The organism is Ruegeria sp. AA3 (assembly GCF_056542905.1).
In genome coordinates, this window is sequence record NZ_JBQGAQ010000014.1 from 41,404 (window position 1) to 56,243 (window position 14,840).

Below are 14,840 nucleotides of genomic sequence, written 5' to 3' on the forward strand. Positions count from 1 at the left end.
AGAAAACAGCGGCCCAATTGAGCCGCTGTCTTAAATCTCTCGAGGTAAGCCAGATCAGTCGAGCGTCCGGGTCACTTCTTCGCGTTCGAAGATCTCGATCACGTCACCTGCGCGGATGTCGTCGTAGTTTTCGAACGCCATACCGCATTCCTGACCCGACTGAACTTCGGTCACTTCGTCCTTGAAACGCTTCAGCGTCTTCAGCGTGCCTTCGTGAATCACCACGTTGTCGCGCAGCAGACGAACACCAGCGGAACGACGCGCCACGCCTTCGGTGACCAGACAGCCGGCAACTTTGCCAACGCCGGTAACCTTGAAGACTTCGCGGATCTCGGCGTAACCGATGAACTTCTCGCGGATTTCGGCGCTCAGCAAGCCGGATGCGGCTGCTTTCACGTCGTCCACGAGGTCATAGATCACCGAATAATACCGGATCTCGACGCCTTTCTGGTTCGCAGTGTTTCGCGCTGACGCATTTGCACGAACGTTGAAGCCAAAGATCGGAGCGCCCGAGGCTTCGGCCAGGCCGACATCCGTTTCGGTAATCGCGCCAACACCCGAGTGCAGAACGCGTACGCGCACTTCCTCATTGCCGATCTTCTCCATCGCCTGAACGATGGCTTCGGCAGAACCCTGCACGTCAGCTTTCATCAAGATCGGCAGCTCGGTGACGTTCTCGTCTTCTTTGGCCTTCTGCATCAGCTGCTCAAGGGTGGTCGCGGCACCAGCTGCGGCGCGCTTGTCCTTGGCTGCTTGCTCACGATAGGCAGCAATCTCACGGGCCTGCGCTTCGGTCTCGGTCACGTTCAGAACGTCGCCCGCTTCAGGCGTACCGTTCAGACCAAGAACCTCAACGGGAACCGACGGGCCGGCTTCTTTGACGCGGTCGCCTTTGTCGTTGATCAACGCACGGACCTTACCATACTGCTCACCCACGACGAAGATATCACCCTGACGCAGAGTGCCGTTCTGAACCAGAACGGTGGCAACGGGACCACGGCCCACATCAAGCTGCGCCTCGATCACGGCACCTTGGGCGGCGCGGTCGGGGTTGGCTTTCAGTTCCAGAATCTCGGCCTGCAGCGCGATGGCTTCCAGCAGTTCATCGAGACCTTGACCGGTGATGGCGGACACTTCGACGTCCTGAACCTCACCTGACATCTTTTCGACGATGACTTCGTGCTGCAGCAGATCGGTCCGCACCTTGTCCGGGTTCGCATCCGGCTTATCGACCTTGTTGATCGCCACGATCATCGGCACTTCGGCCGCCTTGGCGTGGTTGATCGCCTCGATCGTCTGCGGCATCACCGCATCATCGGCAGCCACAACCAGAACCACGATATCAGTGACCTGAGCACCGCGCGACCGCATTGAAGTAAAGGCTGCGTGGCCCGGCGTATCAAGGAAGGTCAGCGTGGTGCCACCATCGGTTTTCACCTGATAGGCGCCGATATGCTGGGTAATGCCACCGGCTTCGCCTGCCACAACGCGCGCGTCACGAATCGCGTCCAGCAATGATGTCTTACCATGGTCAACGTGGCCCATGATGGTGATGACCGGCGGTCGCGGCTGCAGATCGTCATCGCTGTCTTCGACTTCTTTGATGACGTCTTCAACATCCGAATCAGAGACGCGGGTCACCTTGTGCCCAAACTCTTCGATGATCAGCTCAGCGGTATCAGCGTCGATGGTCTGGTTCTGCGTGACCATCATGCCCATCTGCATCAGCGATTTGACAACGTCAGCCACGCGCTCGGCCATACGGTTGGCCAGTTCCGAGACCATGATCGCCTCGGGCAACTGAACGTCGCGGATCACCTTTTCCCGCTCGACCGGGCCGCCCATGGCTTTCTGGCGCGCACGCTCCTGCTTGCGCTTCATCGCAGCCATTGAACGCTGACGATTACCTTCACCACCGGTGGCCTGACCCAATGTCAGCTTGCCCGAACGGCGGTTGTCGTCACGGCCTTTGCCGCGGCCACGCTGCTCGCGCTCGCGGTCTTGCTTGCGGGGTGTAGCCGCTGGCGCCGGTTTGTTGGCCGGACCGCGTGCCGTACGCGGTTGTTCTTCGGGCGCGGGTGCCGCGGCAGCGCGCTTGGCGGCTTCTTCCGCCTCTTTGCGCTTGCGTTCTTCTTCTTCGGCCTTGGCACGAGCACGCTCTTCAGCCTCACGCTGTTCGCGTTCCTTGGCTTCCTGTTCGGCCCGGCGGCGCGCACGTTCTTCTTCACGCGCCTTCTCTTGTGCCTCGCGGGCAGCGGCCTCTTCAGCCTCGCGCGCTTTGGCAGCTTGCAACGCCTTCATTCGGCGCGCCATTTCCGCATCGGAAATACCCGCCGGACGACGCGAAGGATCACCCGAAGGTGCCGCACCACCACTTGGTTTGGTCGCGCCCGGCTTGGGTACGACCACGCGTTTGCGTTTGGTCTCCACCACGACATTCTTGGTACGTCCGTGGCTGAAACTCTGTTTCACATTTCCGGGGCGTGCCCCGCCACGAAGACCCAATGTCTTTTTGCCGTCACTATCGCTCATTAAGCTTCTTACCCTTCCGAGCGGCCCTTGCCGCCGTCATCCTTTTCGCGCAAGCCACGCAGGCGCTGCGCTTCCTCTACAACACGTTTGGCGAGTCCGCCAGAGGCCATGGCCGCATGAATCACGGTTTGGCGCCCAAATGCCGCCCCAAGCTCATCCGCAGTCAGCCAGCCGATGTATTTTCCAAAGTGCGGCGTGCTGAGTTTCGACTTACCGCGCCCCGATCCGTCCGAGGCTTGAATCAACACCTGGGCCTCTTCCCGGTCCAGCCACGACTTGACCTTTTCATATCCGGCGACCGCATCTCCGGACTTGCGCGCCAAACTGATCAGCTCGATCACCCGGCGCGCCACCTGTTTTTCAACCTCATCGGTCAGATCTTTGGCCGCACTCACTTGCGCCTTGAACCCGCGCGAGAACAGTTTCTTGCTCACCGCTTTGTCCAATGCCGCGCGATCCGCCGACACGTAGACTCCGCGCCCCGGCAATTTCGCCGCGACATCGGGAAAGACCTGACCGTCTGGCCCCGCCACAAAGCGGATCAAGCCATATTTAGGCTGAACCTCGCCCGTGGCGATGCACTTACGCTCTGGCCCATCCGACCGATCCTTATGGACGCCACCGCGACCCATGTGCGCCACCCGAGGCCTGCGATCAGGCCTCGACCTCCTCATCGGTTGCTTCACCGTCTTCTTCGGCCTGCTCCAATTCAGCCGGATCAACCCAGCCCAGCATGATGCGCGCCGTCATGACCAAGTCCTGAGCCTCTTCCAGCGTCACGCCGAAAGGTTCCAGAACACCATCATCCTTGATGCGTTCGCCATCGACCGTTGTCCAGCCACCGGCCAGTTCCCAGTCAGCGCAGGTTGCGAAGTCTTCCAGCGTCTTCACATCATCCTTGGCCAGCGCCTCTACCATCTGGGGTGTCAGGCCTTCGAATTCAATGAGGCTGTCCTCGGCGCCCAGCGCACGGGCCGCATCCAACGCCGCCTTGGCTTGTGCTTCCAGGAATTCGCGCGCACGGGTCTGCAGTTCTTGCGCGGTGCCTTCATCCACACCGTCGATGACCAGCAGTTCCTCGATTTCGACGTAAGCCACTTCTTCGAGGTTGGTGAACCCTTCCGATACCAGCAACTGGGCAAAGAACTCGTCCAAATCCAGCGTTTCCATGAACAGCTGTGTACGGGCTTCGAACTCTTTCTGACGGCGCGCCGATTCTTCGGCTTCGGTCATGATGTCGATGTCCAGATTGGTCAGCTGGCTGGCCAGACGCACGTTCTGACCGCGGCGACCGATGGCGAGGCTCAGTTGCTCTTCCGGGACAACAACTTCGATCTTGCCGGCTTCTTCGTCCAGAACCACCTTGGAAACCTCTGCAGGCTGCAGTGCGTTCACCAGGAAGGTCGGCTGATCTTCGTTCCACGGAATGATGTCGATCTTTTCACCCTGCAGCTCGTTCACAACGGCCTGCACGCGGCTGCCGCGCATACCGACGCAAGCACCGACCGGGTCGATCGAGCCGTCATACGAAATCACGGCAATCTTGGCGCGCGAGCCGGGGTCACGGGCCACGGCCTTGACCTCGATGATGCCATCATAGATTTCGGGCACTTCCATTTTGAACAGCTCGGCCATGAATTCCGGCGCGGTGCGCGACAGGAAGATCTGGTGGCCACGCACCTCGCGGCGTACTTCCTTGATATAGGCGCGCACACGGTCATTCGGGCGATAGCTTTCGCGGCCAATCTTGTCATTGCGGCGCAGAACGGCTTCGGCACCGCCCAGATCGACGATGACGTTGCCGAATTCCTCGCGCTTGACCGCACCGTTGATGATGGTGCCCGCGCGATCCTTGAATTCTTCGTACTGACGGTCGCGCTCTGCTTCGCGGACCTTCTGCAAGATCACCTGCTTGGCGGATTGTGCCGCGATACGGCCCATCTCAACCGGCGGAACCTCTTCAACGAAGACATCACCGACCTCAGGGTTTTCCATATATTGTTTGGCCTGCTCAACGGTGAACTCAGCCTGATAGTTCTCAAGTTCTTCATCTTCAACCACGGTACGGACGCGGGTAAAGGTCGCCTTGCCGGTTTTGCGGTCGATCGACACGCGGATATCCATCTCCGCGCCGTAACGGCTCTTGGCGGCACGGGCGAGCGATTCCTCCATCGCTTCGACAACCAGACCGGGGTCGATCATCTTTTCGCGGGCCACGGCCTCGGCGGTCTGCAGCAGCTCCAGCTGGTTGGCTGAGGTGATTGCCATCAGTTCGTCTCCTCTTCGGACCCTTCGGTCTCTATCTCGTCGAAAGCGTTTTCGTTCAAGGCGCCGGCGTCTTTGCGCTGGCGCAGCATTTCCTTGATCAGTTCATCAGTCAGGACCAGCTTGGCGTCGCTCAGCCAGTCGAATTGCAGACCGATGGTGATTGTCTCATCCCCCTCGGGGATGTTGATCAGAACCTCATCCCCTTCGATCCCGGCCAGTTCACCCTTAAAGCGGCGGCGGCCGTCGATCAGTTCAGCGGTCTCAATCTTGGCCTCGTATCCTTCGAAGGTCTCGAAATCCTTGAGACGGGTCAGAGGGCGGTCGATGCCGGGGCTGGACACTTCAAGCGTATAGGCATCAAGAATCGGGTCCTCGACGTCAAGCGTGGCACTCACTGCGTTCGAAATCTCGGCGCAGTCATCTACTTCGATGCCGCCATCGGGCTTGTCAGCCATGATCTGCATCGTGGTGGTCTTGCCGCTCATCAGGCGGATGCGCACCAGCTCATACCCTAGATCCTCGATCACGGGTGTGATGATCTCGGCCAGTCGCCGGTCAATGGCTGCTTTGGCTATCAGGTCGTTTGTCATTCAGGTTCTCAACCCTGTCATCGGGCACAAAAAAACGGGCGCGCGGCCCGTCGAAATTTCCGGTGGAGCCCCGGACCAGAAGTCCAACGCGCCGCTGTTGCAACAGCATATACGCAGGCTTTTCCGAGTCTGCAACCCCCGGCGAAAATCGTGATCGGATTTAGGCCAGCCACCACCGCTCGGCGATGCGCCCATCGTCCAGCGACCCCTTGCCAATCTGACGCGGCATGCCGACATGCGCGGCCACCGCCAGCGCCATGTCGGTCTTACCTGGATGGTATCTGAGGCCGCGTTGATCCTTTAGCTCATCACCTTCGGGCAGGGCAGCAATGTCCACATAGCCATCCCGCAAAGCCTCGGCCCGCACACGCGCATCAGGGATCACAATGATTTCCAACGCATCAGCCCAACCCGCGTGGCCATTTTTGTAGTGGCCCGCCACCTTGCACCCAAGGAAATGGCGAGAATCCTCGGCCCGTTCTACACGATAGCACCCCGTGCCCGTTGCCGTGTTCAATGGGGTAACTCCCTGCCCGTCACGTGTCACGACAAACCGACTGTCGGCAAGCAAGAAGGGCAAACCAGGATTGGGCGCGGCCAGTTCCAACCTAACGCGATCAGGGGCTAGGGCCTCCGCGCGTCCGATGTCTGAAAATACCGCCGCTACATCGTCTGCATGCATGGCGGATCCATCATGGAACATCGCGTCGTCGCGTAGATCAAAGCTCCATACACGCGCGTGTTCTTCAGCCTGCCAAGCTTTTGCCAACTCGCCGCGCAAGGTCCCATCTGATGCGACTTCGGTCAGGGTGTCGAACACGGCCCCGCGCGCTAATATTTCCAAACTCTCATCGCGCGGAACCGCAAGCCGCAGCTTGCCACCTGTCTTTGGTGTATCCGCCAGCGACCCGCCCGTCGCCGCCAGCAAGGCGGCGGCAGCACCCGAGGCAAACAATGCACGACGGTCGATCCTGGTCATGCCGTACCCTCCGCCACGCGGTCCATAATCCGGACCAGCTCAACGCTTATACCCGGTTCTGACAAGGCGTGCCCTGCCTGGCGCACCATTTTCAAGTCAACGCCAGGCCATCGCTGCGCCAGGTTCCAGGCCGCTTGCGGTGGACAGATCATATCATACCTTCCCTGCACGATATGGCCGGGAATATGCGCGATACGGTCCATCTGGTCCAGAATCTGGCCGTCATACTCGAGAAACGCACCGTTCCTGAAATAGTGATTTTCCAGACGTGCAAAGGTACGGGCGTATTCCCCGGGGCTTTCCCCAACCGATCCGTTGGTGTGGATTGAGGCCAGAGCGTTCTCCCAATGAGACCAAGCGCGCGCAAAGAGGATCTCGGTCGCACGATCGCCCGAAAAGAGACGCTTGTGATAGGCATTGATCGCGTCAGACTGTTCGGCCTCGGGCAACAGGGATGCAAACTTGGCCCACTGTTCCGGCCAAAACTTGCCCGCACCGCCACCATAAAACCAATCGAGCTCGGCCTGTGTCGCCAGAAACACGCCGCGCAACACCAAACGGTTGACCCGATCCGGGTGTGTCTGCGCGTAAATCAAAGCCAGTGTTGCACCCCAGCTGCCGCCAAAGACAATCCAGTCCTCGATACCAAACAGCGTTCGCAACCGTTCGATATCCGCGACCAGATGCCAGGTCGTATTGTCTTCGACCGAGGCCGTGGGCCTTGAACGGCCACAACCGCGCTGATCAAAGAGAATCACCCGGTAGACATCCGGGTCGAAATAGCGCCGCATCGCGGGGCTGCAACCGCCACCCGGCCCACCATGCAGCACCACGACCGGTATCCCATTGGGATTACCGCATTGTTCCACATAAATGCGGTGCCCATCGCCCATATCAACGACGCGCTGATCGAACGGATCGATCGGCGGGTAAAGATATTGAACTGCGCGCTTTTGGTCCGGGTACTTATCCATTACGGCCCTATATAGTCCTTAAGCGTAAAAGAGCACACGGAGACAGGAATGCAAGCGCATCCGAACACGGTCGACCCGTCCGAGATCGCAAAATTCGAGGCGATGGCCGCCGAATGGTGGGACCCACATGGGAAATTCAAACCTTTGCACATGCTGAATCCGTGCCGTCTGGATTATATCACACAGCAGATCGCGGGTGAGTTCGACCGCGATCTCAAGACTTCACATCCCTTTGAGGGGCTGCGCCTGCTGGATATCGGCTGCGGCGGCGGGCTGCTGAGCGAACCGATGGCGCGATTGGGCGCGACGGTCGTGGGCGCCGACGCCGCTGAAGGCAACCTGCTCGTCGCCCGCATCCATGCCGAGCAATCGGGGTTGCAAATCGATTATCGCCACACCACCGCCGAGGACATGGCAGCCGCAGGTGAGCAGTTTGACGTGGTGCTGAACATGGAAGTGGTCGAACATGTGGCCGATCCGCTGGGTTTCCTGACCGCCTCGCAGCAGTTGTTGAAACCGGGCGGGCTGCTGATCTGCTCGACCATCAACCGCAACCCGAAATCCTATGCTATGGCGATTTTCGGGGCCGAGGTCGTCATGCGCTGGCTGCCGCGCGGCACGCATGAGTGGAACAAGTTCATCACGCCGGATGAGCTGTTCGACCTGCTGCGTCAGGCCGGACTGGAGCCGGTGGACCGCAAGGGCTTTGTCTTCAACCCGATCCTGTGGAGCTGGTCGATCTCGGACCGGGATTTGAGCGTGAATTATGTGACGGCGAGTGTGAAGGCAGGATAGGATGGGTGTAAACACCATCCAAATACTGACAAAAATTAACTCTTCAAAAGCTATTTAGATGGAACTTGAGCGCGGCATCGCTCTTTATCAATCGGGGCGCGATTTACAGGCGAGAGCAGCTTTCAAACGTGCCCTTCAATATTCACACGCAGCCCCACAGAGTTGGGTACAAGGCTCATTGATCGTATGAACACCTTTGAAGATATGGGCGCTGTAGATCTTTGAGAGTCGGTTGTCTCGAAAACCAAATAGTTGCGCTCTTCACTCCCCCTCCAACTGCAACCGCAAATCTCGCAGCACCGGCAGCGTGCTGCGGACGCGCTCCAGCCCCAGCTCTCCGACGACGCGGTTGATCAGCGGGGCAATCGAGGAAATCGCCTGATCGCGCGCGCGGCGGCCGGCTGGGCTGATCGCGACCATTTTGCGGCGGGCGTCGTCCCAGTCGGGGCGTATGTGAATGTATCCAGCCCATTCCAGCTTGGCCAAGGTGTTGGTCATCGCTCCGCGCGTGACGTGGAACGTGTTGGCCAGCTGCGCCGGGCTGCGTTCATCTCCGACAAAGACCAGATGGTTCAGAACTGAGAAATGTGAGATTTCCATGCCCTTGGGCAGCACCCGGCTCAGCCGGTTGCGCAATAGCTGGTCTGCGGTCAGTATTTCGCTGAAAAGCGTGACCGCCAGGGCATTTTTCTCGTCCGTCATAAGCCCGGTTCTGGATCAGGGACCTGTGAAAGGCCGTACATGGGTCAATGAGGGCACGCGTCGGCGCGCCTCGGACACAGAACTATCATGCAATTCGAAAAAGTGAATGCCCGGATCGGTGCCTGCGTCGATGACGACCTCTCCCCAAGGGGCCACGACCATGCTGTGGCCATGGGTATACCGGGTCCTGCCGCGCGTCTTTGGATGCGCACCAGCCTGCGCCGGGGCAAGCACCCAGCAGCCGGTTTCAATCGCCCGCGCGCGCAGCAGGGAGTCCCAATGTGCAGCACCTGTGACCGGCGAAAACGCTGCCGGGACGGTTAGAATCTGCGCACCAGCCTGCGCCAGCGCTGCGTAGAGATGCGGAAAGCGGATATCATAGCAGATCGTCATACCAACTTTACCGAAATCAGTATCAGCAATCACAGCTATCTCACCGGGGCGATAGTTCTTCGATTCTCGGAAGGTCTCGGTATCACTGACCTGCACGTCAAACATGTGGATCTTGTCGTATCGCGCCACGATCTGCCCCTTCGGGTTGATCATGAAGCTACGGTTGGCAAAGCGGCCATCGGCATCGTGAGTCTTGATCCCCAAAGAGCCGATCAGCAGCCAAACACCCAAATCAGCGGCCTGCTTGCGCAGGCCAGCCAGGGTGATGTCATCCTCTTCATGCTGCAAAACTTCGCGCTGCCGCGTAGTGCTGGTTGAGACGCAGTTCGTCACCTCGGGCGTCAAGATAAAGCCCGCGCCTTGCTCTGCCGCCTCGGCCATCATGGCGCGCACCATGTCCAGATTCTGGACCGGGTCGTCCGACGAAGTGATTTGCAGCAGAGCGGTCTGCATCAGGCCGCGAGCAGGCGATCCAGCTTGCCCTGACGTTCAAGCTCGTAGAGGTCATCGCAACCGCCAACATGAGTTTGGCCGATGAAAATCTGCGGCACAGTGCGTTTCCCACCCGCCCGCTGAATCATTTCGGGTTTGCGTTTGGGATGCATCAGCACGTCGACTTCCGAGAACTTGACGCCTTTCTGCTTCAACAACCGTTTGGCAGCGTGGCAAAAGCCGCACAGCGGCGAGGTGTAGATTTCTACCGGCTTCATATTTCGTCCCTTTGGGTTCCGCACATTCATGGGCGAATTAGGCATCCTTGGCAACGCGCGCCAGTACCAACACGAAAATATGATTTGCTCCTGAAGCACGGCAGACACGCGCGCAGGCCTCCAGTGTCGCACCCGAGGTCATAACGTCATCGACCAGAAGAATATCGCGGCCCTGTGTCATACGTTCCCGTTTCGGATGTACAGCTATGGCGTCGGCGAGTGCTACCGCGCGTTCAACCGCTGTTTTGCCCTCCAGGACTGGTGCGCGTCTGGTTCGAACCAAGAGATCAGGGCATACGGCCAGACCCGTTTCCTGGCCCAGATGATGCGCAAGCAATGCAGATTGGTTATATCGCCTGCGGATCATTCGGGACCAATGCAGCGGGACTGGCGCGATCAACATGTTGGGGCGAAACACCTCGGATCCGGCTCGTGCCATCCAGCGGGCAGCCGGGCGCGCCAATTCCGTACGATCCCCATGTTTCAACGCCAGTATCAGCGATTTGGCACCCCCTTGATACATCAGAGCTGCCCGACCGTCCTGCCAAGCGCGTGGTTTTGTGAGGCAGTCGTCGCATTCGATTCTATGCCCATCCCGTGCGCCGGGGACCGGCACGCCGCAACTTTCGCAAACTGCGCCGCCGATAAACGGTGTGTCTCGCCAGCATGGACCGCAGAGGCCAAAGTCGGATTCAGTCAGCGCACCGCATGAAAGGCAACGCGGGGGATAGATCATCTCGACAACGGTTTGAATCCCCCGACGAATGCGATACTTGCGGCTTATGAAACTGCCGTCCGACACTGCACCCTCTCTGTTTGACCGCGCTGCCCTCGCGCTCCACCGCAGCCGCGCGCAGGATGAGGCGCTGTTTCTGCACCGCGCCGCTGTTGACGAGGTGCAGGATCGTCTATCGATGGTTAATAAAACCTTTAAGGCGCCTGTCGTCGTGACCCCGTTCCCACACATCTGGGAAGGATTATGGACCGAGGCCCGGTTCATCCCGGATGATGAGGTTCTGGACCTGACGCCAAGCGCGCATGACCTGGTTATACACGCGATGGCGTTGCATTGGGCAAACGACCCGGTTGGCCAATTAATCCAATGCCATCGTGCTCTGAAACCTGATGGTTTGCTCTTGGTCGTGTGCTTGGGCGGCGAAACCCTTCAGGAGTTGCGTTCAGTACTGTGTCAAGCGGAGATTGAGATTACGGGGGGTCTAAGCCCGCGTATTGCACCGATGGCAGAATTACGTGATCTGGGCGCGTTGCTGCAACGGGCTGGTTTGGCTTTGCCCGTTGCAGACAAGGCAACGTTATCTGCCGAATATCGCGACCTTAACCATCTGATGCATGATTTGCGCGCTATGGGAGAAACCAATGCGCTGCAAGATCGTCTGAAGCAACCGACCCGGCGGGCTGTTTTCGAGAAAGCGCAGGAAATCTATGCCGCTCATTTCGCAACCTCCCAAGGCCGTTTGAGGGGAACTTACGAACTGGTCTGCCTGACAGGCTGGTCCCCTGATGACAGTCAGCCCAAACCTTTGCGTCCGGGATCGGCCCAAATGCGCCTTGCTGATGCGTTGGGCACGGATGAGGGCAAACTGCCCGATTGACGACCGGCCTTTTCCCGTTATCTCAGGCCAGACACATAAATTCAGGAAGCTTCACATGTTTGATGCCACTCGTCCTACCCACGCGCCCGCAGAGCATCCCAAGGTTAAAACGGGACGTGTCGGTGTCCTGCTGGCCAACTTGGGCACACCTGATGATTATAGCTATTGGCCCATGCGGCGTTATCTGAACGAATTTTTGTCAGACAAGCGCGTGATCGACTACCCGGCCTGGAAATGGCAGCCCATTCTGCAAAGCATCATCCTGACCAAACGCCCTTTCAGTTCGGGCGAAGCGTACAAGTCGATCTGGAATCACGACAAGGGTGAAAGCCCTTTGATGACGATCACCAAGGACCAGACCGCCAAGATACGCGAGGCGATGCACGAACAGTATGGCGATCAGGTCATGGTCGAATTCTGCATGCGCTACGGGAATCCTTCGACCCCTTTAAAGGTGCGCCAGATGGTGGAAGAAGGCTGTGATCGCATCCTTTTCTTCCCGCTCTACCCGCAATATGCCGGGGCTACGACCGCCACAGCGAACGATCAATTCTTCCGTGCATTGATGAAAGAAACCTGGCAGCCGGCCAGCCGAACTGTGCCGGCCTATTTCGATGAACCCTCTTATATCGACGCACTGGCAAGTTCGGTCGAGCGTACCTATGCAGTGATGGAGACCAAACCGGATGTCCTCGTCTGCTCGTATCATGGCATGCCGGAACGCTATCTGCAGCAAGGTGATCCCTACCATTGCCAGTGCGTCAAAACCTCAAGACTTCTTAAAGAGCGTTTGGGTTGGTCAGATGACCAGCTTGTCTCAACCTTCCAATCGCGATTTGGGCCGGAAGAGTGGCTGAAACCCTACACCGTCGATCATGTGGCCGATCTTGCTCGGGCAGGTAAGAAAAATATCGCCGTTATCGCGCCTGCGTTCTCTGCCGACTGCATCGAAACGCTGGAAGAGATCAACGAAGAGATCAAGGAAAGCTTCGAACACGCGGGCGGCGAATCGTTCACCTATATCCCGTGCCTCAACGATGATGATTCGCATATCGCGGCACTGAGCAAGGTTATCCAAGACAATTTGCGCGGCTGGTTGGAATGACCACCCTTCCGACCAAAAAAAGGCGGTGGTTTACACCACCGCCTTTTTAGATTGATAAAGTCTCGTCGACTTAGCTTGCTGCAACAGCTGCGGCAACTACAACCAGCAGGATCAGCGGCAGGATGATGCCCTGCGACGAACCTTGGGTTTCTTCGACAACAACAGGTGCTTCAACAACCGGCTCTTCCAGGTTGCCAGCATATGCGGTCGAAGCAGCAGCAGTCAGAGCAGCAGCGAGAACGAGTTTCTTCATATTAACCTCCAGAATTTGCGCGATTCCCAATAGCGAAACCGCACATCTAAGACTTACCTCGTGAGTTTTTCTAATCAGCTATCCCCATGGATTGCAATTGCAACTTACGTAAATGGCAGGTTCGTGCGCGAAAATGTCGTCAAATTAGCAACACTTGCGTACCGACCTTGGCCATTGAGAACAACTCAGCGATGTCTTCGTTGAACAAACCAATGCATCCGTTCGAAGACCGACGGCCGATTTTGCGTGTATCATGGGTGCCGTGAATGCGATAATATTTCCAACTCAGATATAAAGCGTGCGTTCCCAATGGGTTATCAGGTCCCGGCGGGATATAATCAGGCCATTCGGGGTTGCGTTTTTTCATCGATGGCGTCGGTGACCAACTTGGACCCTCGACTTTGCGGATGACACTGGTGCGCCCACGACGGGTCAATTCTTCGGTCAATGGCACTGACGAGGGGTACAGTTTGTATACGGATTGATCATCTGACCAATAATGCAGCGCTCGGGATACCGTATCGACCAGAATGGCCCCGTTTCTGGTATTGGAAAAGTAAGGCTGCCAATCCAGCGCCCTGAATCCGGATACATTGCGTCGTACCTGAGGCTCAGGTTCGGGCGCAGGGCGCAACGGATCACCCGGAATGTATTGGGCTAGCGCAGGCGAAGCCAAACTGGCAGTGGCAGCCGCCAGAAAGCCGCGACGCGTCGGAGACAAAAGAGTTTTCTTGACCATGTTGAGCGGTCCTTTGTTATGAGCAAATGCAATTTCTGTGATATTTTATGGCCAGAATGCTTCAGTCGCAAATCAAACCGGCAGAATCACGCAAGGTTGGGCCTTTGTGCGTTTGCTCTGGGCGCTCAGGCAGGCTATTTCCGTGGTTGACACTAAATTCAGGCCGATCATGACACGTATTCTTTCCCTTCTAGCGATTTGTTTAGTCGCACTTGCCGCATGTACCGATTCGGGTACGACAACTCTTGGTGCTGATGGCAGGCCATTGCCGAGCGTCTATAAAATCCGCGGCAACCCAGAAAAGTTGCAGTTCCGGATGCTGGATTCAGTAAACGCACTAAGGCAAGCCTCAGGTCTGCAGCAAGTTCAGTTGAACGCACAGCTGAACGCTGCTGCCGAGACTCACTCTAAGGACATGGCCCGCCAAAATCGGCCCTGGCATTTTGGTTCGGATGGGTCTTCCCCCCTGGATCGGGCTTCGCGGGTCGGATATTATGGCACCTTCCTGGGCGAAGCGATCTCGGAGACCTATGAGACCGAGACGGAAACGCTGGCTGCTTGGATGCAGGAACCCGGACCGCGTGCGGTAATAATGGACCCCAAAGCCACACAGATGGGCTTTGCCTGGCACCAGGAAAAAGGCGGTAAAATCTGGTGGACATTGGAGATGGGCACCGGCGGCTGAGTAATTCGGTCACAGGACCGAACGAATCTTTGACTGTTATCACCCATGCGAAACGAGCACCCTCGCAGACACTTGCGAGGGTGCTGTCATTTCAAAGAGGCCAAATTGGTAAAAAGTGAGCTCAAACGGCCTACTGCAGCGAACTAAAATGGGTGGTGGCGTTGGATAGCAACTTGCATTGGGTTTTAACGCTGCTTACGCGGCATCTGCTAAAGCGTGACATTGTTCACGGTGATATCCATCGTGTTCCTCTAAGCAATCCCAATGCGAATTAAGATACCCAGACAAAACAGAAAATGGATATCGCTGATTTTGCTCGGCGGAATCGCGACATTCCTAATGCTCGGCGGCGAGTTTACAGGTTCGCACGACGCATGTCGCCTAAAGTGCTTTACATTAACAATGCAGGAATGGGTGGATGAAGGACACAAAATCTATGTGATCGCCGGCCTCTACCTAGCCGCCATATTCAGTTTTCTTTGGGATCATCTTTAGTTGGACT

General features: G+C 57.6%; 16 protein-coding genes. 4 read left to right on the plus strand and 12 right to left on the minus strand.

Going from position 1 to position 14,840, the window contains the following annotated elements; all coding sequences use genetic code 11:
- Positions 1–54: 54 nt before the first annotated feature.
- The 6 genes from infB to pip form a co-directional block, all read right to left on the minus strand.
- Positions 55–2,532 carry a translation initiation factor IF-2 gene (gene infB, locus ACR0JR_RS19470; RefSeq protein ID WP_010442534.1) on the minus strand — a complete coding sequence of 826 codons (2,478 nt, stop codon included), beginning with the start codon at positions 2,530–2,532 and terminating at the stop codon, positions 55–57.
- An 8-nt stretch (positions 2,533–2,540) separates the two neighbouring features.
- The gene (locus ACR0JR_RS19475; protein WP_480457615.1) at positions 2,541–3,164 is read right to left on the minus strand and encodes an RNA-binding protein; all 624 of its coding nucleotides are present in this window, start codon (positions 3,162–3,164) and stop codon (positions 2,541–2,543) included.
- Between the two features lie 22 nt (positions 3,165–3,186).
- Positions 3,187–4,800 (minus strand): transcription termination factor NusA, encoded by a 1,614-nt coding sequence (nusA, locus tag ACR0JR_RS19480; protein WP_010442532.1) that lies wholly within the window; start codon positions 4,798–4,800, stop codon positions 3,187–3,189.
- Positions 4,800–5,390, minus strand: coding sequence for a ribosome maturation factor RimP (gene rimP / locus ACR0JR_RS19485; protein ID WP_170473629.1), 591 nt, complete (start codon positions 5,388–5,390; stop codon positions 4,800–4,802). The genes nusA and rimP overlap by 1 nt, the downstream gene beginning before the upstream one ends.
- A 160-nt stretch (positions 5,391–5,550) precedes the next feature.
- A complete protein-coding gene (locus tag ACR0JR_RS19490; RefSeq protein WP_480457617.1) occupies positions 5,551–6,369 on the minus strand; it encodes an ABC transporter substrate-binding protein in 819 nt (272 codons plus the stop codon).
- Positions 6,366–7,343, minus strand: coding sequence for a prolyl aminopeptidase (gene pip, locus ACR0JR_RS19495; RefSeq protein WP_170775883.1), 978 nt, complete (start codon positions 7,341–7,343; stop codon positions 6,366–6,368). Before pip ends, ACR0JR_RS19490 begins: the two co-directional genes overlap by 4 nt.
- A 48-nt stretch (positions 7,344–7,391) precedes the next feature.
- Here pip and ubiG point away from each other — a divergent pair, with 48 nt between their 5' ends.
- Entirely contained in the window at positions 7,392–8,138 is a 747-nt protein-coding gene (gene ubiG / locus ACR0JR_RS19500; RefSeq protein WP_480457618.1) for a bifunctional 2-polyprenyl-6-hydroxyphenol methylase/3-demethylubiquinol 3-O-methyltransferase UbiG, read from the plus strand.
- A 261-nt stretch (positions 8,139–8,399) separates the two neighbouring features.
- Here ubiG and ACR0JR_RS19505 read toward each other — a convergent pair whose 3' ends face one another.
- The 4 genes from ACR0JR_RS19505 to ACR0JR_RS19520 are packed head-to-tail and all read right to left on the minus strand — an operon-like array spanning position 8,400 to position 10,745.
- Entirely contained in the window at positions 8,400–8,840 is a 441-nt protein-coding gene (locus ACR0JR_RS19505; protein ID WP_010442526.1) for a MarR family winged helix-turn-helix transcriptional regulator, read from the minus strand.
- Between the two features lie 15 nt (positions 8,841–8,855).
- Positions 8,856–9,686: a carbon-nitrogen hydrolase family protein gene (locus ACR0JR_RS19510; protein WP_480457620.1), complete on the minus strand. Its 831-nt coding sequence runs from the start codon at positions 9,684–9,686 to the stop codon at positions 8,856–8,858.
- On the minus strand, positions 9,686–9,943 hold the full coding sequence (gene grxC / locus ACR0JR_RS19515; protein ID WP_010442524.1) for a glutaredoxin 3: 258 nt from the start codon (positions 9,941–9,943) through the stop codon (positions 9,686–9,688). The genes ACR0JR_RS19510 and grxC overlap by 1 nt, the downstream gene beginning before the upstream one ends.
- A 37-nt stretch (positions 9,944–9,980) precedes the next feature.
- A complete protein-coding gene (locus ACR0JR_RS19520; RefSeq protein WP_480457621.1) occupies positions 9,981–10,745 on the minus strand; it encodes a double zinc ribbon domain-containing protein in 765 nt (254 codons plus the stop codon).
- On the opposite strand from ACR0JR_RS19520, the gene ACR0JR_RS19525 reads away from it, so the two are divergent.
- Positions 10,726–11,556 (plus strand): methyltransferase domain-containing protein, encoded by an 831-nt coding sequence (locus ACR0JR_RS19525; RefSeq protein WP_480457622.1) that lies wholly within the window; start codon positions 10,726–10,728, stop codon positions 11,554–11,556. The genes ACR0JR_RS19520 and ACR0JR_RS19525 overlap by 20 nt on opposite strands.
- 55 nt (positions 11,557–11,611) lie before the next feature.
- Entirely contained in the window at positions 11,612–12,661 is a 1,050-nt protein-coding gene (gene hemH, locus ACR0JR_RS19530; protein WP_480457623.1) for a ferrochelatase, read from the plus strand.
- Positions 12,662–12,731: 70 nt separating this feature from the next.
- On the opposite strand, the gene ACR0JR_RS19535 is transcribed toward hemH, so the two are convergent.
- Both ACR0JR_RS19535 and ACR0JR_RS19540 read right to left on the minus strand, forming a co-directional pair.
- On the minus strand, positions 12,732–12,914 hold the full coding sequence (locus ACR0JR_RS19535; RefSeq protein ID WP_010442520.1) for a hypothetical protein: 183 nt from the start codon (positions 12,912–12,914) through the stop codon (positions 12,732–12,734).
- Between the two features lie 139 nt (positions 12,915–13,053).
- Positions 13,054–13,653 carry a L,D-transpeptidase gene (locus ACR0JR_RS19540; RefSeq protein ID WP_010442519.1) on the minus strand — a complete coding sequence of 200 codons (600 nt, stop codon included), beginning with the start codon at positions 13,651–13,653 and terminating at the stop codon, positions 13,054–13,056.
- A gap of 169 nt (positions 13,654–13,822) precedes the next feature.
- Between ACR0JR_RS19540 and dalA the strand changes: the two genes are divergently transcribed.
- Positions 13,823–14,338, plus strand: coding sequence for a divisome-associated lipoprotein DalA (dalA, locus tag ACR0JR_RS19545; RefSeq protein ID WP_170473605.1), 516 nt, complete (start codon positions 13,823–13,825; stop codon positions 14,336–14,338).
- The last annotated feature ends 502 nt before the right edge of the window (positions 14,339–14,840 follow it).